This is a genomic window from Tahibacter aquaticus (assembly GCF_004363655.1).
In the GTDB taxonomy this organism is placed as follows: domain Bacteria; phylum Pseudomonadota; class Gammaproteobacteria; order Xanthomonadales; family Rhodanobacteraceae; genus Tahibacter; species Tahibacter aquaticus.
In genome coordinates, this window is the sequence record NZ_SNZH01000018.1 from 122,918 (window position 1) to 148,873 (window position 25,956).

A 25,956-nucleotide genomic window follows, 5' to 3' on the forward strand; every position below is an offset into this window, starting at 1 on the left:
TTGTACAGATCGTTGCGGCCACCGCTTCCAAGCGGCGGTGAGAGTCCGCTCGCGCTAGCGGCACTATCTGTGTCCGCCCGCTGGAGGTGCGCCAGCCCGACGGTATCGTCGTGGCACGAAGGAACCCTATGCCAGACCGGTTTTCGCAGACGCTTGCCCGCTTCTTTCTGCTGACGCTGCTGTCGGCCTTGCCTGGCTTTGCTGCGGCAATGGAACCGCTGATCGGCTGCCGCATTCCCACCAACGATGCGGTGTCGGGCCTGGTCGCCGGCAGCGACAATACCGTTATCGCGCTACGACCGGACGGCCGTCCGGTGATCGCTTACTTCGATCCGCCGCCGGCCAACCTGCTCAAGCTGTTGCTGTGCGACGATCGCGAATGCACCAGCGGCACTACGCGGCTGATCGAGGCCAATGCCGTGGCTTCCAGTGTTGACCTGAGCCTGGTGCTGAAGCCCGGCGGCGAGCCGGTGCTGAGCTACTACAACAAGCTTTCCGCGCCGCAGGGTGCGCGCGTTTACGTCTGCAGCGATGCGGACTGTTCCAGCGGTGCGTCGCTGCCACTGACCAGCGGCGTCGGTTTCGGCATTACCACGAATGTATCCCTGTCGCCGGGCGCGCGCCCCTTCGTCACCCTGTGCGATCGGCGTAATGTGGTGGACGACCTGGTTGCCTGCCGCTGCGGCGATTCGTCCTGTACGAATGCACAATGCCGCGTCGTGCATGACGCAGCGCCTGCCGGCCTGTACTCCGACACGCTGTGGCGCGCCGACGATACCGCGCTGATCGCCCATGTCGGCTACTCCGGCGCGAATGTCTACCAGTGTTCCAATGCCGACTGCTCCAGCGGTGTCAATCATCTCGTGGTGCCGCCGACTTCGGGCGGTACTGGCTACTCGGCCATCGCGGCGCGTCAGGATGGCCGTCCGCTGATGGTGTTTGGTGCATTCTATGGTTCGGACCCTCTCCAGCCGGCCGTTGCCATGCTGGCCGACTGTGCCGACTCGAACTGCACAACGGCGACGCCACGTGTACTGGATGCGACCCAGCGCTATCTGCGCATCGTACGCATGGCCATGCGTCCCAACGGCCGCGCGTTCATCGTTTACGGCGAAGCCCAGGGGCAGAACTCGCTGTACTTCCACCAGTGCCTCGACCGGAACTGCAGCAGCGGTCGCAACGGCATCGTCACCGCAGGGGCGGAATACGGTCACGACCTCGCCATGCGCGACGACGGTGTCGCGGTTGTCGTCTATCGGCCGCGGAATTCCGGCAAGATCAAGCTGGCCTTCTGCTCACTGCCCACTGACCTGATCTTCTTCGACGATTTCGATCCGCGCTAATGCTGTGCCGCCGAGGCTTCAGGGCGATGCGACGCTGGCGTAGCCTTCGGCGCTGAATTCGATCAGACAGAAGCCATGACCGAACGGATCGGCGAAGCGTGCGCTGCGGCCCCAGCCCGCTGTGTCGACGTCGCTCTCGGCCAGGGCGCCGGCCGCCAGCGCCCGTTGTATTGCCGGCTCCAGTGCGTGCACGACAAGGTCGAAATGCAGCGGTGTCCAATGCCGTGCATAGTCACGCTGCTGCGCGCCGGCGGCCATGCTGCCGGAAGGTTTGTGTAGCAGATAGATCGCGATGCCGGCGCCGCTCAGTTCGGCAACCTGATGCCCGAACAGGTGGCGGCTGAGCGTTAGGCCCAGGGCCTGGCAGTAGAACGCCGTGGCGCGGTCGAGATCGGGTACGTCGATATTGAGCAGCAGTCGGGTCATGGCGATGGCCGGTTGCAGTGGCCTTGCAAGCTTATGCTTGCGGCCATTCGCTCGGCCATTCGCTCGGCCTGCGGAGCTTGCGGCAGTTTTGTCCGCGCAGGTATCGCCATGCCGACGCATCTCCTTTCCGTCACGCTGCTTGTGCTGGCTTCGCTGGCGTTCTGTATCGGCTGCCGCGACCTGGATGCGGCCTACTTGCGCCTGTGTGCGCGAGGCATCGCGGTCGACACGCCGGTGGCCGCCCACTACGGCATGCAGCAGCGGCGCCTGTGCGATCCCGGCGGTTGCGGCGTCTGCCTGCCATGGCGTGTGGCGTAATGGCCGTGGATTGAACAGCAGCTAGCGTGCCCCGGCGATCGCCGGACGCTCGGGGTGATCCGGCGGCTGACGTATCATCGCTGCTCCGTTCCGCCAGCGTCCTCGTCTTGTGAAATTCGCCGCTTTTTTCCGCAATGTAAACCTGGGCCGGCCGCATTGCCCGAGCAAGGCGCAGCTGGAGCAGGCCTTCCTCGATGCCGGTGCGGCGTCAGCCGCTTCGTTTCTGGTCAACGGCACGCTGGTCTATGCGGTGCCGCGCGCCGCCAGGGCTGGCCCGGTACTGGCGGCGGCCGTGGCCCGCCTGCAGCAGCAATGCGGATTGAAAGAGCCGGCGTATATCCGCCGTGTCGATCATCTGGCGGCTTTGGTCGGCGCCGATCCGTTTGCCGGTATCGACACGTCCGATGTCTACGAATGCTGCGTCAGCTTTCTCGCGCCGCGCGCGCCGGCCCTGCCGCCCTCGCCCTGGCGCAGCCGCCGTGGCGACGTGGACGTGCTGCATTGCAACGGAACCGAAGTCTTCAGCCTGAGCCGCACGATTGGCAACACGCCCGGCAGCCCGAACGCGCTATTGGAGAAAACCCTGGGGCTGCCAGCGACCACCCGCGCCTGGAATACCATAGTGCGCCTGGTGGCCAAGCACGGCTGAGCCGGGACTGTCATCAACCCAAGGAACCCATGCGATGAACTACAGTGGCAGCTGCCATTGCGGCAATGTGAAATTCGAGGTCGAGGGTGAGCTCAACGGCGCCATGGCGTGCAACTGTTCCATCTGCGAGCGCAAGGGCGCGCTGATGTGGTTTGTGCCGCGCGACAAGCTCAGCCTGCAGACGCCGGAACAGGATCTGGCCAGCTATACCTTCAACAAGCACGTGATCCAGCACCGCTTCTGCCCGAACTGCGGCATTCATCCCTACGGCGAAGGCACCGATCCGCAGGGCAACACGATGGCGGCGGTGAATATCCGCTGCCTGGAAAATGTGGATATTGCCGCCGTTCCGGTGCAGCAGTTCGACGGCCGCTCGCGCTGACCGGCCGGCGGCGCGCGCGGCCGGCTACTGGAAGCGTTCGCGAAAAATGACATCGGCCACGTTCGCGCAGCTGCCGCTCAGGCCATAGGCGGCACGTACGCCGGCCTGGTCGTCGCAGGTCGGATGCTCCACGTCGCTGATCTGGGGGTAGAGCAGGGTGGCGGGGTCGGTGGTCTGACCCAGGCCCATCATCAAGCCCAGCGCCGAACCCACGACACGGCGGAACTCCGGTCCGCCGTTGCGCAGCGGTCCGGGGTACAGCTGCCAATCGTGCCATTGCGCCGGCGGCACGGGCGCGGCGCAGACGCTGTCCGGATTCTGTCCATAGGCTGCGGCGATGCCGCGCCGGTCGTCGCAATGCAGGCTGGTGGCATTGCTGACGCTGGGCAGCATGATCGCTTCGGGCACCGTGCTATGGCCCAGCGCAATCAGATGGCCCAGCTCGTGCAGGGCGACACGGCGGAAATCCATCGTGGTTCCGTTGAGTGCGCTGTCGTAGATATCCCAGCTGTAGTTGCTGTTGAACAGGATGTCGGAGTCGACCAGTAGCATTGGCCCGCCGTTGATGCTGCTGCGGGTGCTCAGGGTGACGCCGAGTACATTGCTGCCCCAGGCTTCGCCGCACACCGTGGCGGAGAACGCGATGGCACTGATGTTGTTGTCGGGGCAGGGGTTGGAAACCGTGCCGTTGACGGTGAGGGTGAAATCGGTGGCCGTATTCCAGGCCGCGGCTGCTTGTGCAAAAGCCGCTGCATAAGTGCCGCCCGATGGCGCGCTGCCGGCAATACCTCCATTGACCGTGCGCGACATCTGCGGCCAGCGTTGCGCGACGAAATAGCCGTCGGCGCCGGGACCGATGTTCAGAAAGCCGTCGGCGTCGATCAGTCTGTACGGGCCGCCGTTGACGCTTTCGGTGGTGGTCTGGACGACACTGACCTGGAAGAAGCCGAAATTGTCACTGCAGTGGCTGCGGGCAAAACGCAGTACCGAGATCGTGTCGCCATAGCCGCAGCCGCTCGCATTGCCCGTCACCGGACGCCAGCTGAAGCCGCTGATCTGCTGCCAGAGCTTGACGGTATGGATGGCACCGGCCATCCACGCTTCGCCGCCGGGTGCGTTGCCGCTGAACTGCAGTTGCACCTCGTGCTGCGGTAGCGCCCAGGGAACCTTGATCACGTAGGCGCAGGCGTTGCCGCTGGCCAGGGCCAGCGCAGACATCAGCAGGGCCTTAGCGCGCATGGGCCTGCTCCCGCAGCTGTCGCACGTGGCTGGCGAAGTCGTCCAGGGCCAGCGCCTGTTCGCTCTGCGTCGCGCTGCCCGTGATCACACCTGCAGCGAGACCGGCCGACAAGCCAGCGGCGCCGCGGCTGCTGTCCAGGCCCAGCACCGGCATTCCCTGGGCAGAGAACACGCGTTCCACGCCGTTGGCGTCGCTGCGCAGCAGAAAGCGTCCCTGGTCCCAGCCCAGCAGGGGCACTGCCATGGGCAGTTGCGAGTTCTCGATGAAATAGATCGCCCGTTCGCCGGTGGGCGGAATATCGAATCCGGCGACCTGCTGCCGCACACTGCCGTGCTCGCCGCCGAGGAAGCGCAGTTGCAGCGTCTTCGCCGCGGCTCCGGCGAGTACCCGGTCGACGCGCAGGCTGAGCCAGGTATGCATAGGTCCGCTGCCGTCGCCGCGTTCGACCCTGCGGTCCATGACCTCGACCACGACGACGGTTTCGGCCTTGGCGGCCAGCGAGGCGAGGTCCAGTTGCAGTACCGAACTGGCCGAAACGGCGGTACTCATGCAAAAAGCGAGAATGGCGCAGCGCGCCAGCGTGGCAATGCCCATCGTCTTCCCCTTCGACGAACGGTGGAGGTGAGTGCAGCGCCGTGGCGCAGTGGGTTGACTATAGGGGGGCAAAGTGCACTCATCCACTATGCGGATAGGTATGTAGCAGCATCGCCTGCGCTGCGGAAATGTGGCGACGCCGCCAGGGCGTGCCACCCCGTGGCTGGCAATGCAATTCTCTCGGTATAGCCAGCCGCCCTTCAGACAAGCTTGCCTACTCTGCCAGCGTTTGCGACTACGCCGCCGGGGCGTTCACCCGGTCCAGCCTGGAGATTCCCCCCGTGCGTTCCCTGATCCTGCTCGTCGGCCTGCTCAGCGCCGGCCTTGCCCTGGCTTCGGATACCTTCCGCAGCGGCAATCGCGTCATTACCGTCGGCGACAGCGCCGCCAAGCTGGCCCAGGTCGTCGGTACGCCGACACTCAAGGAGCCGATCGAAAGCAAGGATGGCGGCCACCAAGGCGAGCGCTGGCAGTACGCGCTGGATGGCAAAACCGTCACGTTCGAAATCCGCGACAGCAAGGTCATTTCGATCGACGAGCGGCGCGACTGATCAACGATTCAGAATTTGCACCGATTCGAAGCGCGCCGCGAAAGCGGCGCGTTGTTTTTCATCGACGTTAATGCCGTCGAGCTCCAGCCGGCGTAGCGCGGTCAAGGCCGACAGGCGCGGCAGCAGCGCTTCGGCGGTCAAGCCGAGTGCTGCCGTCTTTGCAGAGCCGGTATGCCCCACGGATAGATATTCCAGGTGCGGCAGCTGCTGCAGCTGTTCGAAATCGTCGACATGCAACGGTGTCGCCCAGAGGTCGAGTTCGCGCAGTTGCTTCAGGCGCGCGATATGGGTCAGTCCTTCGCGGCCCAATGGATTGTTGGCGAGGAACAAGCGTTGCAACTGCGGGCAGCGTTCGAAGCGGGCCGCCAGCGCGTCATCGATACCGCAGTCTTCCAGGCTGAGCATTTCCAGCGTGGGCATGGCGAGGAAAGCATCCAGGGTCTGTGCGGTCATGCGGCTGTCGATGGCGTAGAACTCGCGTAGCGCCGGGCTGCGCGTAATCGCCAGCAGATCGGCTTGATGCACCAACCTGTCCCCACCGAATCGTTCCAGCAGGCTTGCGTTCTCGAAATTGGCAGGACTGCCACGAGGCGCAATTTCGTTTACATAGAGGCAGCGCAGGCCTGCAATCTGCAGGAGACGCTGCAGGGCTGCACGCGTGACGCTACAGAGGAACTGGGCGTTTTCCAGCACGGCTATGCCAAGCAGTGCGTCCGCCAGCGCCGCATCGAACAGGGGCTGTTGTCGCACACGCAGCCAGTAGAGTGGGCCGCGGAGGGCCAGTTCCCGCACAGCTTCCGGTGTCAGCGGACCACAGAGTTCGGCCGTTTCGCCCGACGCCGAGCCTGCCTGGGTCAATAGCGAACCCCGGCCCTGCGCAACAGCTTCGCCACGATCCACGCCGGCCCGATCAGCAGATAGGCCAGGTCGGTCAGGAATGACGGCCGCTTGCCTTCGATATGGTGGCCGATGAACTGGGCAATCCAGGCCACGACGAAGACGCCGATGGCCAGGTACAGCAGATTGGCCGGGCCGAGTTCGCGGAACAGCAGTTCGGTAATCACGCTGAATGCGACGAAGACCAGGAACATGGCCAGGCCGAGCATGCGCGACAGGCGCAGGTAGAAGGCGCAGGCTAAAAACATGGCCACGCCGGCCCAGAGTCCGGCCCGGCCGAGCAGGGCGGGCACCGGTACCACCCAGAGCGCAGCGATCACGGTCCACAGGATGGCCGGTACGCAGATCCAGTGGATCAGCACGTTGGTCGCGTTGCGGTGGTCTTCGGCGTAGTTGCCCAGCCAGCGATCGACTTCGCGGCGAGGGTCGGCTTGCGTGTGCACGGTGCTGTTCATGCGGGCTCCGCTGGCTGGCGACGGCTGGCCAAGCTTAGCGCGAACCGGCAGTTTCTGTACCCGTCAGTTTGGGGTGCTCAGGCGAAGACCGGGTCGTGCTCGTCGATCAGGTCGATGCCGCAGGTCAGGTTTTCGATCCAGTCGAGGAAGCGGCCTATCGTGACCGGATCGGCAAAGGGCAGGCCGTGCTGCGGCACTATCATCAGCGGCGCCAGTGCGCGCACCCGCCGTGCCCACAGCCGGCATACCTTGTTCGACGCCATGTAGCGGCGGTGGAAGCCGGCCATGGTCGGCACGTGGGCGTCGAAATCGCGCACCGGCAGGTATTCGGTATCGACCATGGATGCGCCCATGTCGCCGGAAAACAGAATGCGGCTGACCGGATCGTAAAACTGGAAATTTCCCACACTGTGCAGAAAGTGCGCCGGCACGGCGCGCAGGTGAGTTTTGCCCAGGGGAATGTCGGCGCCCTGGTCGGGCAGCAGCAGGTAGCGGTCGGCGCCGCTGTCCTTCTGGTAATGCGGCACGCCGTGGGGAATGAAGCGCCCCCACAGGCGCGAACAGACGATGGTCGCCGGCGAATACATCAGCCAGCGGTCGACCGAGCCGATGATGTCCGGGTCCTGGTGCGAGGCCAGCACATAGGTCAGCTCTTTCAGCGGCAGATAGCGCGCCACGGCCATGCTCAGCGGCGTATACAGCAGGGCTCCGCCAGGGTCGATCAGTGCCGACTGGCCGTTGTCGAGAATCAGGAACTGGTTGGCCTGTACGCCGTCGTCGCCGCGGACCAGGTCGTGGAAGGCGATACAGGTATGGCTGTCGTTGCGGAACAACTCGGTCGGCATGGCGGTCGCGGCGGTAACGCACGGGCGGGTGCGCCGCCATCCTAGCCAGGGCATACAGCGGCGCCTTGATGCGGATCAATTCGCCGCCGCTGCCTGCCCGCCGCGGATGCGGCTACCGGCCGCTGCCGCTGTACGTCTCAATCGATGCTGATACCTGCCAGCCGCTGCAGCGCTTCGGCGTATTTCGCCGCAGTGGCCTGGATCACGGCGGCAGGCACGGGCGGGCCTGGCGCGGTCTTGTTCCAGTCCAGCGTCTCCAGGTAGTCGCGTACGAACTGCTTGTCGTAGCTGGGCGGGCTGATGCCGACACGGTATTCGTCGGTAGGCCAGAAGCGCGAGGAATCCGGCGTCAGCATTTCGTCCATCACGTACAGCGTGCCGTCCTCGTCGGTACCGAATTCGAACTTGGTGTCGGCGATCAGGATGCCGCGCTCGGCGGCATAGGCCGCGGCCCAGCGGTAGATGCGCAGGGTCGCTTCGCGCACCTGTTCGGCCAGCGGCGCGCCGACCTTGGCCACCATCGCGTCAAAGCTGATGTTCTCGTCGTGATCGCCGACCGTGGCCTTGGTCGAGGGGGTAAAGAGGGGTTCGGGCAGCTGCTCGGCCTGGCGCAGGCCGGCGGGAAGGGCGATGCCGCAGAGGCTGCCGCGGGCCTGGTAGTCCTTCCAGCCCGAGCCGATCAGATAACCGCGTGCGATCGCCTCCACCGGCACCGGCTTCAGGCGCTTGGTGATCACGCTGCGGCGGGCGTACAGCGCGCTGTCGGTGCCGGCTGGCAGGACCGACGCAATGTCCTTGCCGGTCAGGTGGTTGGGCATCAGGTGTGCGGTCTTGGCGAACCAGAAATTGGAGATCTGGCAGAGCATTTCGCCCTTGCCCGGAATCGGGTCGGGCAGCACCACGTCGAAGGCGCTGAGGCGGTCGCTGGCGACGATCAGCAGTTCCTGTGCCGACAGGGCATAGACATCGCGCACCTTGCCGCGGTGAATCAGGTTCAGTCCGGGCAGTTGGGATTCGCTCAAGGTCGTAGGCACTGCCAGGCTCCGCGGGAAAAGGCGCGCATTGTACCGGCGGGGGCAGCTAGAATCGCGCGGTTTCGATTCCGGTTTGTCCTATGCCCCGTTTAATTCTGGCCGCGCTTGCCGCTGCCGCCTGCCTGTCTGCCCCGCTGCCGGCCCAGGCTCAGGCCCCTGCCAAACCCGCGCGCCTGGGGCTGTGCGCCGCCTGCCATGGCGAATCCGGCAGGGCGCCGATAAAAGGCACGCCGCACCTGGCCGGACAGGATCTGGACTACCTCAAAAGCGCGCTGGCGGCCTACCGCAGCGGCGCGCGCGATGTCGCCGTGATGCGCGCCGCGGTCGGCGCACTGAGCCAGGCAGAGCTGGACCAGCTTGCCGCCTGGTATGCGCAACAACCGCCGGCACCATGAGCTGGCTGTACAAGCTGGTCGGTGCAGTGCTCGGCTTCGTGCTGTTGCGCCATCCGCTGGGCGCGCTGCTCGGCGTGATCGTCGGCCATGTATTCGACATCCACCGCAGTGGCAAGCGGCCACGCGTGATTGCGCGCAGCTTCGTCGATCCGCTGTTCGGCCTGATCGGCGCCATGGCCAAGGCCGACGGCCGGGTTTCCGAAAGCGAGATCGCCGCGACAGAACAGCTGATGCAGCGCATGGGCCTGAGCACGCTGCAGCGGCACGAGGCGATCAACTGTTTCAATGCGGGCAAGATGCCGGGCTTCGTCGTCGAGCGCGCGATCAACGACCTGCGTCTTTGGTGCCTGGGCCGGCGCGACCATGCCTATGTGCTGATCGACGTGCTGCTGGACGTGGTGTTTTCCGACGGCAACGGCACCGAGCCGCGCGTACAGCTGTTGCGCCGGCTCTGCGCCAGCCTGGGCGTGCCCGAGCGCGAGATCGCCGTGCTGGCCGCGATGAAGGGCCATGCCTGGCCGGGTGCGGAACATGTGTATACCTATACAACTTCCGAGTCCGCGCGCAGCGCGCCGCCGCCACCGCGCCAGACCGGCGGGCACGATCCCTATGCCGTGCTCGGCGTGGAGCGCGGCATCGACGAGCGCGGCCTGAAGCGCGCCTGGCGCAAGCTCATGAGCGAACACCATCCGGACAAGCTCGGCGACGTGCCCGCGCCGCTGCGCGAACGCGCCGAGCAGCGCGCCCGCGACATCAACACCGCCTACGAGCGGATCAAGGCCGAGCGCGGCTTCCGCTGAGCCTGCCGCCGGTGCGCGGCCGCGGTTCCACGGTTGCAGCCGGGCCGGGTACACTTGCCGCCCGCGCCGGTCAGCCAGTCCTATCCGCCATGCCCCGTCAATCTGCCGTCATTGCTCCGTCGATCCTTTCCGCCGACTTCGCCCGCCTGGGTGAAGAAGTGAACAATGTGCTGGCGGCCGGTGCCGACTGGGTGCACTTCGACGTGATGGACAACCATTACGTGCCGAACCTGACCATAGGTCCGCTGGTCTGCGAGGCGCTGCGCAAGCACGGCGTGACCGCGCCCATCGACGTACACCTGATGGTGAAACCGGTAGACCGCATCGTGCCCGACTTCGCCAAGGCCGGGGCGACGTATATCTCCTTCCACCCGGAAGCGTCCGAGCATATCGACCGCACCATCCAGCTGATCCGCTCGCATGGCTGCAAGCCCGGCCTGGTATTCAACCCGGCCACGCCGCTGAACTACCTCGACCATGTGCTGGACCAGCTCGACCTGGTGCTGATCATGTCGGTCAACCCGGGGTTCGGCGGCCAGAGCTTCATTCCCGGCGCGCTGGACAAGCTGCGCCGCGTGCGCGAACTGATCGACCGCAGCGGCCGCGACATCCGCCTGGAAATCGATGGCGGCGTTAAACCCGAGAATATCGGCGAGATCGGCGCCGCCGGTGCCGACACCTTCGTCGCGGGCTCGGCCATCTTCGCCAAGCCCGATTACGCCGAAGTCATCGACAGCATGCGCGCTGCGCTGGGCTGAGACGCGCTCAGCGTGCGGCAAGCGCCATCGCGCGATTGTCCGGCAGCGCCTCGGCCTGGACCACATAGCGCAGCGGACCGCCTGCGACCCAGTCGTCGAACGGATAGCAGGTCACCAGCAGCAGGTGGCCGTCCGTGCCGTCGGCGGCGATGCGCACTTCGCGCGCATCGACCACGCGGCGCCCGCTGACGCGGTAGCGGTGCGTGCCGCGGGTGTCGTCGATCTCGATAGTTTCTCCAATTTCCACATGGCGTAGAAATTCAAAATGCGTGTCGCGATGGCCGCTGATCACGCTGGTACCGGCCTGGCCCGGCAGCGCGCTGGCTTCGTTCCAGGCCGGGCCGAAAGCCAGGCTGCGGCCCGAATCGCCGGCCAGCACGATCTGGTCGACCGCCAGGCGCGCCACGCGCAGGCGCAGCAAAGGCCGCGTATCGGCCCAGGGCCAGGGCTTGGCGCCGGCTTCGCCGGCCAGGCTGCGCTGCCAGGCGCGTTCCAGCAGATGCTGTGCCAGCCAGGCCTTGGCGTGCAGATAGCCGGCATTGCCGATCAGCACACCGGCCAGCAGCAGCAATAGCCAGCGGCCCAGGCGGCGGCGTTGTTCGTGTTTCATATCGGCCTCGGCGCTGCGGCGGTTCAGGCGCAGAGGCGGCGGCGCGGTGCGCGCAGCAGCCAGGCCAGGCCCAGGCAAAGCAGGCCCAGCGCCAGCCAGGCTTTGGCCGAGGTGGCGGTCTGGGCGAAACCGAGGCTGCCGGCAGGGTCGGCATTTTCCACGTTTACCGATTGCAGCGCTTCGCCGGCGTTGCGCTGCGGCGTCTTGTCCACGGCGACCAGGCTGGTGAAGCGGCTGACCAGGCCGTATTTCAGCGCCGTGGCGAGAATGTCCGGCTGCAGCGTGGCCGAGGCCGCACCGCCGCGCAGGTCGTCGTCGAGCGCATCGATCTTGCGCTGTGCCCACAGCCGGGCAATGCCGCTGGCCTGGCCATGCAGTTCGAACGGGATTTTCTGTGCCCAGGCCGCGCCGGCGCGCTCGCCGCCGAGTTCGATACTGCCGCCGGTCTTTGCCGCGGCATCGAGTTTCAGCACCAGTTGCAGCGGCTCGCCGGCATACAGATCGGGCAGCTGCGCCGGATAGATTTCGTACTGCGCCGGCAGTTTCAGCTGCAGGTTGCGCAGGGCCGGGCGGTCGAGCTTGTCGAACAGTGTCTGCATCTGGCCGGAAACCTCGGCCAGATCGCGGATGGTGGTGGCGGTACCGCGGCCAAGGCTGGCGGCGCGGCGCAGGAAATGCGCGTTCGGCGCGCTGCCGATACCGACGGCGAACAGGCGTGCGTCGTGCAGCTGCGACTGCAGCAGGGCGTACAGCGCATCGCCTTGCTCCACCGCGCCGTCGGTGACGAAGACGATCTGGCGCAGATAGCCCGGACTGGCCGGGGCGGACAGCGCCGTCTGCAATGCCGGCAGCATTTCGGTGCCGCCGTCGGCCTGCAGGCTGGCTACCCAGTCGCGCGCCAGCTGCACATCGGCTGCGCTGGCTGCCACCGGTTGCGCGAACAGGGCTTCGGTGACCGAGTTGAACTGGATCACGTTGAATCGGTCCTGCGGCGTCAGGTGCTGCAGGGCGATGTCCAGCGCGGCGCGTGCCTGCACGATGGACTGGCCGCTCATCGAGCCCGAGGTATCGATGATCAGGGTCAGTTCCCGCGGCAGTGGCGCCGCGGCGACCGTCGGCGGCAGCAGCATCAGCAGGGCGAACTGTTCGCCGTCGCGCTGTTCGCGCAACAGGGCCGCGGTCGGCTGGTCCGAGGGTTGCGGCGCCCAGCGCAGCACGAAATCGCGATCGGGCGCGACGACCTTGTCGCGCAGGCCGATGCGGCGGCGATCGCCTTGGCGGTCTATGCTCAGTTCATGCGTCGCCGATTCGACGCGGGCCAGCGCGACGCCGGCATCCAGCGTGGCGCTGATGCTTACCGTCGGCGGGCCTACGTTTGCTGCAGGCATGGGCGCGACGGCGAGTGGCAGGGTGACAGCTGCAGGCAAGGTCTGTGCGGCGTCGGCTGGAATCTCGCTGCCGGCCTCCGGGGCGGCGGGGACGGCCAGGACGTCGCCGGAGCCGTAGCGGGGCGTATACGTCATCGGAAACACCAGTGAAAACTCGCCGTCGCGGTATTCCACCTGTTGCGAATAGCGGATTTCCACTTCTACCGTCTCGTCGGGAGCGACGTTCGCTATCGCGGTACGGAACAGATTGGCGCTTTGCGCCTCGACCAGGCTGGCCTTGCGCCCGCTGGCCACGGCCTGGGCGTATTCGCTGCGCGCGGCCTCCTTCTCGCGGATTTCGCCGACGATGACGCGACTGCCCACGTGCAAGGTCATGGCGTATACCGCCGCACCTTCGGGCAGCGGCAGCAGGTACTGGCCTTCCTGCCAGGCCATGCCGTTGTTCTTGAAGCGCTGCCTGACCTGCACATCGGCGACCAGGCCGTGGATCTGCAGGTCCACCGAGGTATCCAGGCTGGCGACGGCGCGGGTGCTGCCGTCGGCCTGGCGGATCTGCAGCGAGCCGGTATCGGCCTGCGCCGGCAGCGATGCGGCGGCGAGTGCGCACAGCAGCAGTAGCGGGAATCGGAGCAAAGACATGGGGCGTTTCCGTTGTGCAGACCGCGGTTGCGGCGGGTGCAGAATTGCCGTCCCACCTGCACAGGCAATTGCCGGTTGCGGCGTCATTGCTGGCCAAATCGGGCAATACAAAGGCAGCGCAAGGCCGGCGTTCCCGCATCGCGCCTGGACCGCACAAGAAATGCCGAAGGATGCTTTTCGCCCGGGCATTTCCCAGCTGAAGACATCGTGTGCCACCTGCGGGCATCGCCAGCCGTGTGCGAAAATGGCACTCCCTGATTCCGGCACTGACGATGAAGACACGCGGCCTTGTCCTGACCGGCCTGACCTTGCTGCTGGCCGTGTGCCTGCCCGCCGCTTCGGCGCCTGCCACCGATTTGCCCACCGCACTGGAAGCTGCCGCCGCGAAGATGATCGCGACGCCCCTGCTGCATTCGACCTCGATCGGCGTGATCTACCGGGGCAAGGAATTCCGGATACATCGCGGTGAGCTGGAGACAGGCAAGGGACAGGCGCCGGACGATACGACGATTTATGAAATCGGCTCGCTCAGCAAGACGTTCGCCGGCCTGCTGCTTGCCCAGGCTGTCCTTGACGGCAAGGTATCGCTTGACGATGAAGTGCAACGCTACCTGCCCGACGACTATCCGGCCCTGCATGAAAAGGGACGCGCCGTGCTGGTCCGGCACTTGCTGACGCATACCAGTACCTTGCCCGGCATGCTGCCGCTACCCGTCAACACACTCCTGGACGATTTCACCGCACACTCGACGCCGGCGCGCCTGAACATGGCTTATGCCGGCTACGACCAGAAGGCGTTCTGGCGCGACCTGCACCAGGTCAGGCTGGGACAAGGTCCGCTCGGCAAGGACTACGCGTATTCGAGCGTGGGCACGGAATTGGTCGCACATATCCTCGAGACGGTTTACCAGCGCGACTACGAGGCCTTGCTGAAGGACTACCTGGCGCGCCACGCGGGTATGCGGGATACCCGCCTGCGCCTGGACGCCGCCGCCTTGCCGCGCCTCGCGCCCGGCTATCACAGCGACAATCCAGTGGCGACTACGCCGATGCCGCAATTGCCCTGGGGCGCGGCGGGCAACCTGAAATCGACGCTGCCGGACATGCTGCGCTACCTGCGCCTGCAGTTGGGCACGGACGCCGCCGTGCGCATTTCGCACCAGCCGTTGCTGCGTTTTGCGGACGATTTCAGCATCGCCTACTTCTGGAACATCGGGCAGGACCGTCAGCTCGGCAGTTTCTATCGTCACCACGGCGGCGTGCCGCGCGCGCAAAGCTATCTTTATCTGGTGCCCAAGTACGAGCTTGGCGTATTCATCATCACCAACCAGAGCGGTGCGGACACCGCGCGGGCGATGGAGGCGGCGTTGGAGGATGTGTTCGACACGGTCGAGGTGCTGGAACGCCAGCGCGCCGCCGCGCCGGCGGCGCGTCCCGACTAGCGGGTCGAGGCGGTGGCTTGTTCCACTCGCGGAATTATATAAAAAGACAAATATAGGAAGTGTTATCGATCGGCGCGCCCCGATCGATGCGGCTCGATGGTGCGGCAGATAGCGCGTTCGGCGCAATTCGCCGCGCACGTCGCACCCAGCGTGGGTGTGGCCTGCGCAAGGTGCGGTGAGCGGATGCGAATGGCACCGTCGACGTGCTCGGACAATTCCGCCCTGTTGGCCGGCTTGCGGCGCCATTCGCGGCACTCATCGCGCCCTGCGCGGCGCGGTAAATCCGTGACGGTGAATCTACGAAACCATCCAGGTGGGATCATCGTGCGCCGCGGCGCGGCGCGAGCCGGCGCGTTGTGGTACGCCGCTGATCCAGGCGTCGGCACCCAGCCATTCGTCGCGGCGTGCTGTGTCGCTCTCGCCGGCATCGGCAGCGGCGGTCAGGCGCAGGAATTCTTCGGGCAGGCAAACGTCCATGGTGCAACCTTCGTCGGTAGTGGTGGGCCGATCCGGCCGCCTCAGCCGCCTTGCATTGCCGCGATCATGCCCAGCAGCAGGGCACCCAGCGCGAAGATCACGCGCAGGGGTTCGAAGCTGGATTTGAGTTCGGCATTGGGTTCGCTGGGGCGGGCTTGCATGGCAGTGGTTTCCGTATCGGTGGACGTAGTACAGCGCCGTTTCAGGGCGGCCTGCTGCGAAGTGCAGACATTCCAGCAGCCATTTCTGGCAATTCACGGGCAATTGCACCCTTGCCGTTGCGGCGGGCGAGGGCGGGCCGATACAGTGCGCTGCAACTACTAGCGAGCCTCCTGCCATGCCCCGCAGCATTGCCATCGTCGAAGACGAACCGCTGATCCGCGCCAACTATGTCGAAGCCCTGACTCGCTTCGGCTACGAAGTGCGCGGCTATGCCTCGCGGCCCGAGGCCGAGGCGGCGTTTGCGCTGCGCCTGCCCGAGCTGGTCATCATCGACGTCGGCCTGGGCGACGAGCCCGAAGGCGGCTTCGATCTCTGCCGCGCCCTGCGTACGCGCGCGGCAACCTTGCCCATCCTGTTCCTGACCGCGCGCGATTCCGACCTCGACGTTATCTCCGGCCTGCGTCTGGGCGCCGACGACTATCTGACCAAGGATGTCTCGCTGCACCAGCTGGCCGCGCGCATCAGTGCGCTGCTGCGCCGCATGGATGCGCTGCGCAAACCGGTCGAATCGGAAAGCGTGATCAGCCACGGCCCGCTCAAGCTGGAACAGGAACGCATGCGCATCACCTGGAACGGCGAGGAAGTGCCGCTTACGGTGACCGAATTCTGGATGGTCCATACCATGGTGCGCTTCCCCGGACATGTGAAGAACCGCGACCAGCTCATGCGCGAAGCGCAGGTCGTCGTCGACGACGCGACCATCACCTCGCACATCAAACGCATCCGCAAGAAATTCCTCGCCATCGATGCCAGCTTCGATGCGATCGACACGGTGCATGGCGTCGGCTATCGCTGGCGGCCGTGAGTCCGCGGCGTTGAAATTTCGCTGTCTATTTGTGGGGTGCGAACACCATCCCCACCCAACCCTCCGGCCCGTTGGGCGTTCAGGACGATGAGAGCCTCCGGCTCTACACCATCGTCCTTCACCGCCTTGAAGGGGAGGGCTAATGCGTTGCGCCTCGCCCTTGAAGGGTTGGCTGATGCGTTGCTCCCTCCCCGTCACGGAGAGGGCTGGGGTGGGGATGGTGTTCGCGACGCTCTCATGCATCACGCCAACGCCCTAGTGCCGGCAAGGCCTGCCTGAGCCATGACCCTGCGCCGCAAATTGCTGCTCGTGGCACTGGCCATGCTGGCCCTGCCCTGGGCTGGCTGGCAGTTCGTCCGGCAGATGGAAGTGCTGCTGCGGCAAGGCCAGGAACAGACCCTGATCGCCTCGGGCAAGGCGCTGGCGCGCAGCCTTGCCGCCATCAACGCTGAACTGCCGCCGCAGGGCGGCGCGTTGTACGTGCATGCGCTGGAAACGCCGCTGCAGATCGACGGCTACGCAGACGACTGGCTGGAATTGCGCGGCTATTCGCAAAGCCTGGGTCCGCCGCAGGATGCGCAAAAGTTGAAAATGACACTGGCTGCCGATGCGGCCTGGCTGTACCTGCTCATTGAAGTGCGCGACAACACGCGCCGCCGTGCCGACGCGCGCGACGTACAGGTGCAGCAGGCCGATCGCATCGAGCTGAGCTTGCAGCGCGGCGCGGCCGAGCGCAGCTATCTGATCGCCAGCGCAGCACCGGGCTCGGTCGACGCGGTCGCGCGCGGCGCCGAAGGCGGCGGACTGCCGCTGACCCTGAGCGGCGAATGGCAGGAAGACGCGGCCGGCTACCGGGTCGAGCTGCGCCTGCCCGCAGGGCAGAAACCCGAGCACCTGTCGCTGCGCCTGGTCGATGCGGGCAGCGGCGCCGACAGTGTGACCGCACTGGAAAGACTGCCGCTGCTGGGCTACTCCGCGGGCCTTGCCGATGAATTGCAGCAGTTCGCACCCGAGGCTACCCGCGCGCGCCTGGTCAGCGACGAAGGCTGGCTGCTGGCAGAAAGCGGCGAGCTGACCTTCGCCCATCCGGATGCCTCGGCCGAGCAGCCCTCGGCCCTGGCGCGCTGGTCTTACCGCTGGCTGATTGCGCCGGCGCTGCAGGGCACGCCCAGCCTGGCGCAGCGCCGGCCGCGGCTGGATGCGGCCGAGCTGTGGCAGGCCCTGTCCGGCCTGCCTTCGGCGAGCTGGCGTGCCGGTGCCAGCCAGGGCGACGTGGTGCTGGTGGCGGCGCTGCCGCTGCAGATTCAGGGCGAAACGCGCGGTGCGCTGGTGCTGGAACAGGTCAACACGGCCTTGCCGCTGCTGACCGATGCCGCGCTGCAGCGCCTGGCCGTGATCAGCGTGGCGGCGCTGCTCGCCGCGGGCGGCGTGCTGTTCATCTTCGCCACCTGGCTGTCCATTCGTATACGCCGGCTGCGCGACGGCGCCGAGCGCGCGCTGGCCGCCGACGGGCGCATCCAGGGGCGCGTGCCGCAGACCGATTCGCGCGACGAACTGGGCGATCTGGCGCGCAGCTTCCAGCAGCTGCTGGATGCGGTAGGTGCCTATACCGACTACCTGCGCACGCTGGCCTCGAAACTGTCGCACGAGCTGCATACGCCGCTGGCCATCGTCAAATCGTCGCTGGACAACCTGGAACATCATCCGATCTCCGCCGAGGCGCGCGCCTACGTAGTGCGTGCGCGCGACGGTGTCGACCGGCTTACGCATATCGTGCGGGCGATGAGCGAGTCCAGCCGCATGGAGCGCGCCATCGCCTCGGCCGACGGCGAAGATTTCGACCTCGCCGACGTGGTGCGCGGCTGTGCCGACGCCTACCGGCCGCTGGCTGCACCGCGCCGGGTCGACTGCGATATTCCGCCGCGTGCCGTGCCCATGCATGGGGCGCCGGAGCTGATCGCGCAGGCACTGGACAAGCTGTTCGACAACGCGCGCTCGTTCACGCCGGAACACGGCTGGATCCGCATCGGCCTGGAGCCGACCAGCGACGGCGTGCTGCTGCGCGTGGCCAACCAGGGGCCGGAACTGCCGCTGGCCATGCAGGGGCGGCTGTTCGATTCCCTGGTCAGTCTGCGCGAAGGCGCGTCGCGCGGCGAGGCGCCGCACCTGGGCCTGGGCCTGTACGTGGTGCGCCTGGTGGCGGAACGCCACGGCGGCAACGCTGCCGCGCACAACCTCGCCAGTGGCGAGGGCGTGGAGTTCAGCCTGCGCCTGCGCGGCATGCCGCGCGAGCCGGCACTGGCGCGGCCGCGGCGCTGATCCGCGCTGCGGCGCCGGCCGCATGGCGGTTTGGAATAAGTGCTGCCTGCGCGCGGCCTTACACCCTGTCGTGGGGCCAGTTCTCTTGCTATCGTGCGCCGCCCTGCACTGCGAGACCTGCCGTGATTTCCCAGGACGAATTCGAGGCCTTGGCCGCAGACGGCTATAACCGCATTCCGCTGGTGCGCGAGGTACTGTCGGATCTCGATACGCCGCTGTCGGTGTACCTGAAGCTGGCCGACGGCCCGTATACCTACCTGCTCGAATCGGTCGAGGGCGGCGAATCCTGGGGGCGCCATTCCATGATCGGCCTGCCGTGCAGGCGCGTTTACAGCCTGCGCGGACATACCCTCACCGTGTCGGAACTGGGCGAGGTGGTGGAAACGCGCGAACTGGCCGATCCGCTGCACGACATCGAACTGCTGCGCCAGCAGTACCGCGTACCGCGCCTGCCGCAGCTGCCGGCGTTCACCGGCGGACTGGTCGGCTATTTCGGTTTCGAGACCATCGGCTACATCGAGCCGCGCCTGGCCGGCTGGGACAAGCCCGACCAGCTCGGTACGCCCGATGCGCTGCTCATGCTCAGCGAAGAAGTCGCGGTTTTCGACAATTTGAAAGGGCGGCTTTATCTCATTGTTCATGCCGACCCGGCCGAGCCGCGGGCCTATGCCCGCGCGGTGCGCCGGCTCGACGAGCTGAGCTTCCGCCTGCGCCGCTCCGGCACCAGCTATCCCGACGTGCTCGATCCCAAGCTGCTGGACGAAGGCGACTTCGTGTCCGGCTTCACTCGCGACGGTTTCATCGAGGCGGTGAAAAAAAGCAAGGAGTACATTCTTTCCGGCGATGTATTCCAGGTGGTGCTGTCGCAGCGCATGAGCGTACCGTTCCGTGCGCGGCCGGTGGACGTCTATCGCGCGCTGCGTTCGCTGAATCCGTCGCCGTACATGTATTTTCTCGATCTGGGCGGCTACCAGATCGTCGGTTCCTCGCCCGAAATCCTCGTGCGGCTCAAGCAGGGCCGCGTGGTATTGCGGCCGATCGCCGGCACGCGTCCGCGCGGCGCGACGCCCGAGCACGACCAGGCGCTGGAAGCCGAACTGCTGGCCGACCCGAAGGAGCGCGCCGAACACCTGATGCTGATCGACCTTGGCCGCAACGACGTCGGCCGCATCTCGCGCACCGGTTCGGTCGAGGTGACCGAGCGGTTCGTGGTCGAGCGCTATTCGCACGTGATGCATATCGTGTCCCAGGTCGAGGGCGATCTGCTGCCCGGCCTGAACTACATGGACGTGCTGCGGGCCAGTTTCCCGGCCGGCACGGTCAGCGGCGCGCCGAAGATCCGCGCACTGGAAGTGATCCAGGAACTGGAGCCGATACGCCGCAACATCTATTCCGGCGCGGTCGGCTATATCGGCTGGTGGGGCGACGGCGACACCGCGATCGCGATCCGCACGGCGGTGATCCAGGACGGGCGTCTTTACGTCCAGGCCGGTGCCGGCATCGTCTACGACTCGGACCCGGCGACCGAATGGGACGAGACCATGAACAAGGGCCGGGCCCTGTTCCGCGCGGTGGCGCAGGCGGTCGGCGGGCTTTGAGCCGGGTGTGCGGGCGGTTGTGATACCTCGTGGTGCAATTCGCGTTGCTCATCGCACCCTTGCGACGCTCGGGCAGGGCGCCGATGCGCGCAGCGAATTGCGCCACCGGTATCTGGCCGTAGCGGCCGGTCGTGTCCGCGGCTGTCCGCGGACAGACAGGCATGCCACAAAAGCGGTAATTTGCCAGCGGTAGCCTTTTGGCACGACCATTGCCATTCCCGCGACCGGACCCGCACAGGATTGCACCATGCACCGTACTCGCTTTGCCCTGCCTCTCCGTTCCATCGCCGTTGCCCTGGGCAGCGCCCTGCTGCTCAGTGCCTGCGCTACCTCGCCCTCGCACAAGAGCGGCAAGGAAGCCGCCGCCGCCAAGCCCGACTACAGCGCCGCCGTCAACGGCCTGGCGGATCGCTACGTCGCTGCGGTGATCGATTTCGACCCCACCGTGACCTATATGACCGGCGTGCCCGTGCCCTCGCACGACCGCCTGCCGCGCAATTCCGCCGACGAGATCGCCGCGTTCGCGGCCGTCGAAGACGAACTGCTGGCCGAGCTGGCCAAGGTCGACGGCGCCAGCCTGCGCGGCACGCCTGCTGCCACTACGTATGCCGTGCTGCGCGAATCGCTGGAAGCCAGCAAGGGCCTGCGCATCTGCCACCAGGAACGCTGGAGCCTCAGCCACATGGGCGGCTGGCAGCTGGGCTTTGCCGAAGTCGCCGACAACCAGCCGGTCGATACGCCCGAAGCGCGCGCCGAGGCGATCGCGCGCTGGTCGTCGCTGCCGGGCTATATCGACAACGACATGGCCAACCTGCGCCAGGGCCTGGCCACCGGCTATGCGGTGCCGAAAAGCGTGCTGGCCCGCGTGCTCAAGCAGTTCGACGGCATGATCGCGGCGAAGGCGGAAGACTCGCCGTTCTACGCGCCGGCCAAGCGCAGCGACGACAAGGAATTCAAGGCGGCGATGAAAAAGCTCGTCAACGAGCAGATCAAGCCGGCGCTGAAGAAATACCGCGATTTCCTCGTCAAGGAATACAAGCCCAAGGCCCGCGACACGCTGGCCCTCAGCGCGCTGCCCGACGGCGCCGCCTGCTACCAGGCCCAGCTGCGCTACTTCACCACGCTGGACCGCACGCCGCAGCAGGTGTTCGACCTGGGCAAGCAGACGGTCGAGGCGAACGAGGCGACCGTGGCCGACCTGGGCGAGAAGCTGTTCAAGACGCGCGACATCAAATCCATCATTGCCAAGGTGGACAAGGCCAAGGACAACCACTTCAAGTCGGAAAAGGAACTGCTGGAGTTCTCCCGCGGTGGTCTGGACCGGGCCAAGAACCTCAGTTCGGCCTTGTTCGAGCAGATGCCGGAACAACCCGCCGTGGTCGAACCCATGCCGGCCTATCAGCGCGGTTCGGGCATTTCGGCGCATTACATTCCCAGTGCCGATCCCAGCAAGCCGGGCGAATACCGCATTCCGCTGGAAACCTGGAAAAAGGAAACCAAGGGCGGTGCGGAAATCACCCTGGTACACGAGACCTGGCCGGGCCATCACCTGCAGATCGCCCTCGCCAACGGCCTGCCGGCGCGGCATCTGATCAACAAGCTGTCGTTCAATTCGGCCTATCTGGAAGGCTGGGGCCGCTATTCCGAGCGACTGGCCGAGGAAGCCGGCATCTACGAGACCGAGTACGCCAAGATCAGCCGGCGCATCTGGCCGGCGCGGGGCATGGTGGTCGATCCGGGCATCCATATGTTCGGCTGGACGCGCAAGCAGGCCATTGCCTACATCATTGCCACGGGCCGTTTCGATCCGACCACGGCCGAAGCCACGGTAGACCGCATCGCCGTGATGCCAGGCCAGCTCACTTCCTACGATTCGGGCGGCCTGGAAATCTTCGCCCTGCGCCAGGAGGCCGAACAGCGCCTGGGCGACAAGTTCGACGTGCGCCAGTTTCATTCGCGTGTGCTGGAGAACGGCGTGCTGCCGCTCGCGGCACTGCGTGAAAATGTGGAAGCGTGGATTACTGCCAACGGCGGCGCGCCTGCCGCACAGTAAGATCCCTGCGTGACATGAAGCGGCCCGGCCGCGGCGCAACCTGCTGGTGCAGGCGGCGTCGCAGCCGGGCCGCTGCGTTTACGGCGTGCCGACGGTGAAGCGGCCGATCTCGATCTCGCCGTTGACGTTCTCCAGCCGGCGTGTAACTGCGTCGCGCCTGCCCTGGCCGCTGTCGAAGGCGGTGAGGAATTCCAGCTGCACGGTGACCGCGCCGGTCAGTTTCTGCTGGCGGTTGCTGAAGTAGTTGGTCTTGACGATGTAGGTGCCGGGCAGGGCGCGCCGAATGGTGAACACTTCCGGGCCGTAGCCGCCGGTGAAGTCGCGGCTCAGGTGGCCGCCGCTGAGGCTGCGCGGATGGCTGTAGAACACCTTTTCGCCGCTGGGGTCGATCACCCACAGGTCGATGTCGGTGTTGTCGCTGTCCCAGCTCAGCACCACGCGCAGTTCCAGCGGCAGCGGCTGCAGCAGTTCCTTGTCGATATTCAATTGCTGTGCAAGCGCCGCCAGTGCAGCCTGTTCGGCAGCGGGCGCACGCACGATCACATCGTTCAGTTCGTGCACCGCGATCACGTCGAGTTCGGGAAAGCGTGCGTCCCAGCTGCGGCTGGCGACTTCCCATAGCAGCGTGACGGCGCGCGCCGAGTCGGGCTGCGGCTGGCGCGACAGCGCCAGGGCGAGATCGCGCCGGCTTTGTGGTTCTTCGCCGCGCAGCACCAGCACCTGTTCGAACAGCGGCACGGCCAGGTCGAAGCGCTGCCATTGCTGCAGGCGGTAGGCGAACACGCGCAGCAGCGGCGCGCTGTCGAAATCGATCTCGGCCAGGTTGGACAGCACGCGCAGGGCCAGGCGCGCGTCCTTGGCCTCGTCGCGGAAGAAGGTGGAGCAATCGAGGAAGAAGGCCGGCGTGGCCGCGTTGCTCGCACGCTGCTGCAGATAGGCGGCATAGGGATCGGCGGCGGCACGCAGGGCGGCGAGGTAGGGTGTGTTCGGATCCCATTCGCGCAGTTCGATGGCGGCCGTGTCGGGTGTGGCGGCCGCTGCGTTTTTGTCGGCGGTGGCAATCTCGGTTGGCTTTTGCGCGGAACCGCCGCCGTCGGGCTCGGCGGGTCGTATCGCCGGACTTGCGGCACGGGCAGCGGGGGCCGGCGCGGCGAGTGTTTCCGCGGCGGGCGCGGCGGCAGGGGCCGGGCGCGCCGCGCTCTTGGCCGCGGGGCGCAGCATCGACCGGGCGACGCGCGATTCACCACCGCTGCGGCCGCCCGATACGGCATCCGTATCGGTGCTGGCCACGGCGATCTGTTGCGTCGGCGGCAGTATGACGGCGTCCGAATCCGGCAGGCGCTGCAGCCGCGCGCGGCGCAGGCCATCGACCTGGAGCATCAGCGCCGTGGCTTCGCCTTCCCAACGCTGGCGTGCGGCGGCATCGGGTGCCGCGGCTGGCCAGGCCTGCTGCAGTTTTGCCGCCGCTGCGGCTATTGCTGCGGCTTCCTTTGCGCGCTGGGGTTCGCCGGCCAGTCCGCTCTGCGTCTGCCATAGCGCCAGTTCGCGCTGTGCCGCCGGCAGCAGCCGGGCTTCCAGCCAGGGATGCGGCTGTTCGTGATACTGGCGGAAGGTTTCCCAGTGGCTGCGCAGCTGCCACACGTTCAGGCGCAGTTTCTCGTCTTCGGAGGTCTGCGCAGGCTGTTTCTGCAACAGGTTGCGGTAGGCGGCAAGCAGTTCCGGCTCGCGCGGTTCGACCCGGTAGTGCACATAGTCTTCGATGCGGTCGAGCACCAGCATCGAGGTCTCCTGGGTCACCACGCTGTATTTTTTTGCCAGTTCCACAATGGATTCCTTGTCGCGCACCGGTGCCAGCTCCAGGTCGGCGATGCGGGCTACGGCCCACAGCCGCGGCACGAACTCGCCGTGCTGCGCATCGAGCTGCTGTGCGCTGCCCAAGGCGACGCGGCGCAGCAGCGTAGTGCCGTAGCCGTCGCCGAATTCGAGCTGGATTTCCGCATCCGCACTGCAGCGGCCGTACAGCGTGAACGTGCTGCCGGCCGGCTGCGGCGCGCTCGGCGCGAGATCGTCGCAGCGGCCGCGCTGTACGCGCGTGGCGCGCAGCGACCAATGCGGCGCGGCGAGCTGGCGCAGGGCCGCGGCCTGGTCGAGATTGAGCAGGTTGATCACGTCGCCTTCGAAACGCCGCGCCCAGCGTGTCAGCCGTGCCGCGTCGGCGGTCTGTGCCGCATGCACGAACACGACGCGGCTGGCGCCTTCGGCACCGCCCAGTTGCGGTTCGCCCACGCCGAAATTATTCAGGCCGTCGCCGATGACGATGGCCAGGTCGGCCTTCACCACGGCCTTGCCCTGCAGGCTGCCATAGGCGCTGGCACCGTCCAGCGGCAGCGCCTCGATGGCCTGGCGCAGGCCGTCGGCCTTGCCGGCGCGCAAGCCGAAGGATTGCGCCGCGTCGGCTTCGTTGCGGAAAACGATCAGTTCGATCTGTGCCTCGCGCCATTGCGCCAGCCAGGCCTGCAGGAAATCCAGTTCCAGGCCGCGATTGCGCGCAGCGGCGCTGCCGGATGCGTCGTAGTAGATGGCGATGCGTTTCGGCGCCGGGGCAGCCTGCCGGGCTGGTGCGGCGGATTGAATCTGCGCGGCGAAGAACTGCGTGGCTGGCTCGCTTGCCCCCGGTACGGCGAAGACGGCAACCGCTGCCGCCGGCTTGGGCAGTTCGAAGGCGAGCGGGCCGTCCGGGCGGAAATCGCGTTGTTCCAGGTCCGCAACGAAGCTGTCGCGCCAGCGCTGGAAGCCGAGCCTGGCGCCGGCAATCTGTGCCGATGGCGCGGTCTGCGTCTGTATCGCTTCCGCATGCACCTTGAACTGCGCAATGGCCTGGGCGAATTGCAGCGGCAGCACGTAGCGATAGGCCTTGCCAGTATCGATCAGCGGCTGGTCGAACGAGAGCTGTACCTGTTTGCTGCCCCGGGCCGGAATGGGATAGAGCCGGGTGCGGAATACATTGCCCTGGGTCAGCTCGGCCAGGCCCGGATCGATGCGGCGGCGCGTCGTCTGTTCGAACGCAACGCGTGCGGTCTCTTTTTCCACTACTACGCCCTGGCGCAGTTTGCCGTCGACTTCCAGCGCATAGCCGGTGATGCTCTGGCCCTCGGCCAGCGGAAATACCAGTTCGCCTTCGAGTACGCGCGCATTCGGATTGAAGAAGGTCAGGTCTACGCGCGTGCTGGCGACGAAGCCCTGCAGGCGGATATCGATGCTGACGTTCTGCAGCACGATGGGCTGCAATCCCAGCGCCGGGTCCAGCCACACCTGCGGCGGTGACGGTGGCGGTGGCGGTGGCGGCGCGATCTGGATCGGCTGACTTGCCTGGGCGCTGGCCGAGCAGGCCAGCAGCACGACGAATAATCCTTGCCACAACGTGTTCATGCGCATGCTCCTTGCCGGACGGTGAGGCGGGAACGCGGCGAACACCGGCGCGGGGTTGCCGCGGACAACGGTGTGCGAGGCGGGTGTCTGCGGCAGATTCCCCCGCCAGCGGCGCCAGCATAGCCCGGCGATTGCCGGCCTTGCGCCGTGCCGTTCAGCGCACAGGCGGCGTCGCGCTGCGGCTGTGTGCAGCGAGGCTTGCGCCGGACCGGCCCTGGCGCCGACCATGTGCCGCTGCATGGCCTGTCGTCCCGCGGGAACGCGGGCCTGCGCCCCCACCTCCATCC

Annotated in this window: 24 protein-coding genes; 13 read left to right on the forward strand and 11 right to left on the reverse strand. The window is 66.5% G+C overall.

What is annotated here, in order from left to right; genetic code table 11:
* Window positions 1-128 precede the first annotated feature (128 nt).
* Window positions 129-1,343, forward strand: coding sequence for a hypothetical protein (locus DFR29_RS24030; RefSeq protein WP_133821181.1), 1,215 nt, complete (start codon window positions 129-131; stop codon window positions 1,341-1,343).
* An 18-nt stretch (window positions 1,344-1,361) separates the two neighbouring features.
* Here the strand turns inward: DFR29_RS24030 and DFR29_RS24035 are convergent, their stop codons facing one another.
* Entirely contained in the window at window positions 1,362-1,769 is a 408-nt protein-coding gene (locus DFR29_RS24035) for a VOC family protein (protein ID WP_133821182.1), read from the reverse strand.
* Window positions 1,770-1,877: 108 nt separating this feature from the next.
* Here DFR29_RS24035 and DFR29_RS24040 point away from each other — a divergent pair, with 108 nt between their 5' ends.
* The 3 genes from DFR29_RS24040 to DFR29_RS24050 all read left to right on the forward strand — a co-directional run bounded on the left by DFR29_RS24040 (window position 1,878) and on the right by DFR29_RS24050 (window position 3,118).
* Window positions 1,878-2,087: a VOC family protein gene (locus tag DFR29_RS24040; protein WP_133821183.1), complete on the forward strand. Its 210-nt coding sequence runs from the start codon at window positions 1,878-1,880 to the stop codon at window positions 2,085-2,087.
* A 109-nt stretch (window positions 2,088-2,196) separates the two neighbouring features.
* Window positions 2,197-2,736 (forward strand): DUF1697 domain-containing protein, encoded by a 540-nt coding sequence (locus DFR29_RS24045; RefSeq protein ID WP_133821184.1) that lies wholly within the window; start codon window positions 2,197-2,199, stop codon window positions 2,734-2,736.
* Between the two features lie 34 nt (window positions 2,737-2,770).
* Window positions 2,771-3,118: a GFA family protein gene (locus DFR29_RS24050; protein ID WP_133821185.1), complete on the forward strand. Its 348-nt coding sequence runs from the start codon at window positions 2,771-2,773 to the stop codon at window positions 3,116-3,118.
* A 24-nt stretch (window positions 3,119-3,142) separates the two neighbouring features.
* On the opposite strand, the gene DFR29_RS24055 is transcribed toward DFR29_RS24050, so the two are convergent.
* Together DFR29_RS24055 and DFR29_RS24060 are read right to left on the reverse strand one after the other, a co-directional pair.
* A complete protein-coding gene (locus DFR29_RS24055; protein WP_133821186.1) occupies window positions 3,143-4,357 on the reverse strand; it encodes a matrixin family metalloprotease in 1,215 nt (404 codons plus the stop codon).
* A complete protein-coding gene (locus DFR29_RS24060; RefSeq protein WP_133821187.1) occupies window positions 4,347-4,952 on the reverse strand; it encodes a hypothetical protein in 606 nt (201 codons plus the stop codon). The genes DFR29_RS24055 and DFR29_RS24060 overlap by 11 nt, the downstream gene beginning before the upstream one ends.
* A 281-nt stretch (window positions 4,953-5,233) precedes the next feature.
* Here DFR29_RS24060 and DFR29_RS24065 point away from each other — a divergent pair, with 281 nt between their 5' ends.
* Entirely contained in the window at window positions 5,234-5,503 is a 270-nt protein-coding gene (locus tag DFR29_RS24065; protein ID WP_133821188.1) for a DUF2845 domain-containing protein, read from the forward strand.
* Here the strand turns inward: DFR29_RS24065 and DFR29_RS24070 are convergent, their stop codons facing one another.
* From DFR29_RS24070 to DFR29_RS24085, 4 genes are all read right to left on the reverse strand, one after another.
* Entirely contained in the window at window positions 5,504-6,361 is an 858-nt protein-coding gene (locus tag DFR29_RS24070) for a leucine-rich repeat domain-containing protein (RefSeq protein WP_133821189.1), read from the reverse strand.
* Entirely contained in the window at window positions 6,358-6,855 is a 498-nt protein-coding gene (locus tag DFR29_RS24075; RefSeq protein WP_133821190.1) for an Mpo1 family 2-hydroxy fatty acid dioxygenase, read from the reverse strand. The genes DFR29_RS24070 and DFR29_RS24075 overlap by 4 nt, the downstream gene beginning before the upstream one ends.
* A 77-nt stretch (window positions 6,856-6,932) precedes the next feature.
* Window positions 6,933-7,700, reverse strand: a complete 768-nt coding sequence (locus DFR29_RS24080; RefSeq protein WP_133821191.1) for an oxygen-binding di-iron domain-containing protein — start codon at window positions 7,698-7,700, stop codon at window positions 6,933-6,935.
* 137 nt (window positions 7,701-7,837) lie between these two features.
* A complete protein-coding gene (locus tag DFR29_RS24085; protein WP_133821192.1) occupies window positions 7,838-8,734 on the reverse strand; it encodes a phosphoribosylaminoimidazolesuccinocarboxamide synthase in 897 nt (298 codons plus the stop codon).
* An 80-nt stretch (window positions 8,735-8,814) separates the two neighbouring features.
* Here DFR29_RS24085 and DFR29_RS24090 point away from each other — a divergent pair, with 80 nt between their 5' ends.
* The 3 genes from DFR29_RS24090 (at window position 8,815) to rpe (ending at window position 10,687) form a co-directional block, all read left to right on the forward strand.
* Window positions 8,815-9,129: a c-type cytochrome gene (locus DFR29_RS24090; protein WP_208113702.1), complete on the forward strand. Its 315-nt coding sequence runs from the start codon at window positions 8,815-8,817 to the stop codon at window positions 9,127-9,129.
* Window positions 9,126-9,929: a co-chaperone DjlA gene (djlA, locus tag DFR29_RS24095; RefSeq protein WP_133821193.1), complete on the forward strand. Its 804-nt coding sequence runs from the start codon at window positions 9,126-9,128 to the stop codon at window positions 9,927-9,929. Before DFR29_RS24090 ends, djlA begins: the two co-directional genes overlap by 4 nt.
* A gap of 89 nt (window positions 9,930-10,018) precedes the next feature.
* The gene (gene rpe, locus DFR29_RS24100) at window positions 10,019-10,687 is read left to right on the forward strand and encodes a ribulose-phosphate 3-epimerase (protein ID WP_133821194.1); all 669 of its coding nucleotides are present in this window, start codon (window positions 10,019-10,021) and stop codon (window positions 10,685-10,687) included.
* 7 nt (window positions 10,688-10,694) lie between these two features.
* Here rpe and DFR29_RS24105 read toward each other — a convergent pair whose 3' ends face one another.
* Together DFR29_RS24105 and DFR29_RS24110 are read right to left on the reverse strand one after the other, a co-directional pair.
* Window positions 10,695-11,297 (reverse strand): class GN sortase, encoded by a 603-nt coding sequence (locus DFR29_RS24105; RefSeq protein ID WP_133821195.1) that lies wholly within the window; start codon window positions 11,295-11,297, stop codon window positions 10,695-10,697.
* Window positions 11,298-11,320: 23 nt separating this feature from the next.
* Window positions 11,321-13,324, reverse strand: coding sequence for a marine proteobacterial sortase target protein (locus DFR29_RS24110; protein ID WP_166654307.1), 2,004 nt, complete (start codon window positions 13,322-13,324; stop codon window positions 11,321-11,323).
* Window positions 13,325-13,596: 272 nt separating this feature from the next.
* Here DFR29_RS24110 and DFR29_RS24115 point away from each other — a divergent pair, with 272 nt between their 5' ends.
* Entirely contained in the window at window positions 13,597-14,766 is a 1,170-nt protein-coding gene (locus tag DFR29_RS24115; protein WP_133821197.1) for a serine hydrolase domain-containing protein, read from the forward strand.
* Window positions 14,767-15,063: 297 nt separating this feature from the next.
* On the opposite strand, the gene DFR29_RS24120 is transcribed toward DFR29_RS24115, so the two are convergent.
* Complete coding sequence (locus DFR29_RS24120) at window positions 15,064-15,243, reverse strand: hypothetical protein (RefSeq protein ID WP_133821198.1); 180 nt, start codon at window positions 15,241-15,243, stop codon at window positions 15,064-15,066.
* A gap of 337 nt (window positions 15,244-15,580) precedes the next feature.
* On the opposite strand from DFR29_RS24120, the gene pdsR reads away from it, so the two are divergent.
* From pdsR to DFR29_RS24140, 4 genes are all read left to right on the forward strand, one after another.
* Complete coding sequence (pdsR, locus tag DFR29_RS24125; protein WP_133821199.1) at window positions 15,581-16,270, forward strand: proteobacterial dedicated sortase system response regulator; 690 nt, start codon at window positions 15,581-15,583, stop codon at window positions 16,268-16,270.
* A gap of 282 nt (window positions 16,271-16,552) precedes the next feature.
* Window positions 16,553-18,589, forward strand: coding sequence for an ATP-binding protein (locus tag DFR29_RS24130; protein ID WP_133821200.1), 2,037 nt, complete (start codon window positions 16,553-16,555; stop codon window positions 18,587-18,589).
* A gap of 122 nt (window positions 18,590-18,711) precedes the next feature.
* The gene (trpE, locus tag DFR29_RS24135; RefSeq protein WP_133821201.1) at window positions 18,712-20,187 is read left to right on the forward strand and encodes an anthranilate synthase component I; all 1,476 of its coding nucleotides are present in this window, start codon (window positions 18,712-18,714) and stop codon (window positions 20,185-20,187) included.
* 247 nt (window positions 20,188-20,434) lie between these two features.
* A complete protein-coding gene (locus DFR29_RS24140) occupies window positions 20,435-22,240 on the forward strand; it encodes a DUF885 domain-containing protein (protein ID WP_133821202.1) in 1,806 nt (601 codons plus the stop codon).
* Window positions 22,241-22,318: 78 nt separating this feature from the next.
* Here the strand turns inward: DFR29_RS24140 and DFR29_RS24145 are convergent, their stop codons facing one another.
* Window positions 22,319-25,669 (reverse strand): VIT domain-containing protein, encoded by a 3,351-nt coding sequence (locus DFR29_RS24145; RefSeq protein WP_166654308.1) that lies wholly within the window; start codon window positions 25,667-25,669, stop codon window positions 22,319-22,321.
* Window positions 25,670-25,956 lie beyond the last annotated feature (287 nt).

Excerpts from the sequence above, each read along its gene's own strand:
- DFR29_RS24145 (WP_166654308.1), bottom strand. The coding sequence starts at position 25,669 with ATGAACACGTTGTGGCAAGGATTATTCGTCGTGCTGCTGGCCTGCTCG.
- DFR29_RS24120 (WP_133821198.1), bottom strand. The coding sequence starts at position 15,243 with ATGGACGTTTGCCTGCCCGAAGAATTCCTGCGCCTGACCGCCGCTGCC.
- DFR29_RS24030 (WP_133821181.1), top strand. The coding sequence starts at position 129 with ATGCCAGACCGGTTTTCGCAGACGCTTGCCCGCTTCTTTCTGCTGACG.
- djlA (WP_133821193.1), top strand. The coding sequence starts at position 9,126 with ATGAGCTGGCTGTACAAGCTGGTCGGTGCAGTGCTCGGCTTCGTGCTG.
- pdsR (WP_133821199.1), top strand. The coding sequence starts at position 15,581 with ATGCCCCGCAGCATTGCCATCGTCGAAGACGAACCGCTGATCCGCGCC.
- DFR29_RS24140 (WP_133821202.1), top strand. The coding sequence starts at position 20,435 with ATGCACCGTACTCGCTTTGCCCTGCCTCTCCGTTCCATCGCCGTTGCC.
- rpe (WP_133821194.1), top strand. The coding sequence starts at position 10,019 with ATGCCCCGTCAATCTGCCGTCATTGCTCCGTCGATCCTTTCCGCCGAC.
- DFR29_RS24055 (WP_133821186.1), bottom strand. The coding sequence starts at position 4,357 with ATGCGCGCTAAGGCCCTGCTGATGTCTGCGCTGGCCCTGGCCAGCGGC.
- DFR29_RS24075 (WP_133821190.1), bottom strand. The coding sequence starts at position 6,855 with ATGAACAGCACCGTGCACACGCAAGCCGACCCTCGCCGCGAAGTCGAT.
- DFR29_RS24035 (WP_133821182.1), bottom strand. The coding sequence starts at position 1,769 with ATGACCCGACTGCTGCTCAATATCGACGTACCCGATCTCGACCGCGCC.
- DFR29_RS24130 (WP_133821200.1), top strand. The coding sequence starts at position 16,553 with ATGACCCTGCGCCGCAAATTGCTGCTCGTGGCACTGGCCATGCTGGCC.
- DFR29_RS24060 (WP_133821187.1), bottom strand. The coding sequence starts at position 4,952 with ATGGGCATTGCCACGCTGGCGCGCTGCGCCATTCTCGCTTTTTGCATG.
- DFR29_RS24110 (WP_166654307.1), bottom strand. The coding sequence starts at position 13,324 with ATGTCTTTGCTCCGATTCCCGCTACTGCTGCTGTGCGCACTCGCCGCC.
- DFR29_RS24050 (WP_133821185.1), top strand. The coding sequence starts at position 2,771 with ATGAACTACAGTGGCAGCTGCCATTGCGGCAATGTGAAATTCGAGGTC.
- DFR29_RS24105 (WP_133821195.1), bottom strand. The coding sequence starts at position 11,297 with ATGAAACACGAACAACGCCGCCGCCTGGGCCGCTGGCTATTGCTGCTG.
- DFR29_RS24115 (WP_133821197.1), top strand. The coding sequence starts at position 13,597 with ATGAAGACACGCGGCCTTGTCCTGACCGGCCTGACCTTGCTGCTGGCC.
- DFR29_RS24080 (WP_133821191.1), bottom strand. The coding sequence starts at position 7,700 with ATGCCGACCGAGTTGTTCCGCAACGACAGCCATACCTGTATCGCCTTC.
- DFR29_RS24040 (WP_133821183.1), top strand. The coding sequence starts at position 1,878 with ATGCCGACGCATCTCCTTTCCGTCACGCTGCTTGTGCTGGCTTCGCTG.
- DFR29_RS24090 (WP_208113702.1), top strand. The coding sequence starts at position 8,815 with ATGCCCCGTTTAATTCTGGCCGCGCTTGCCGCTGCCGCCTGCCTGTCT.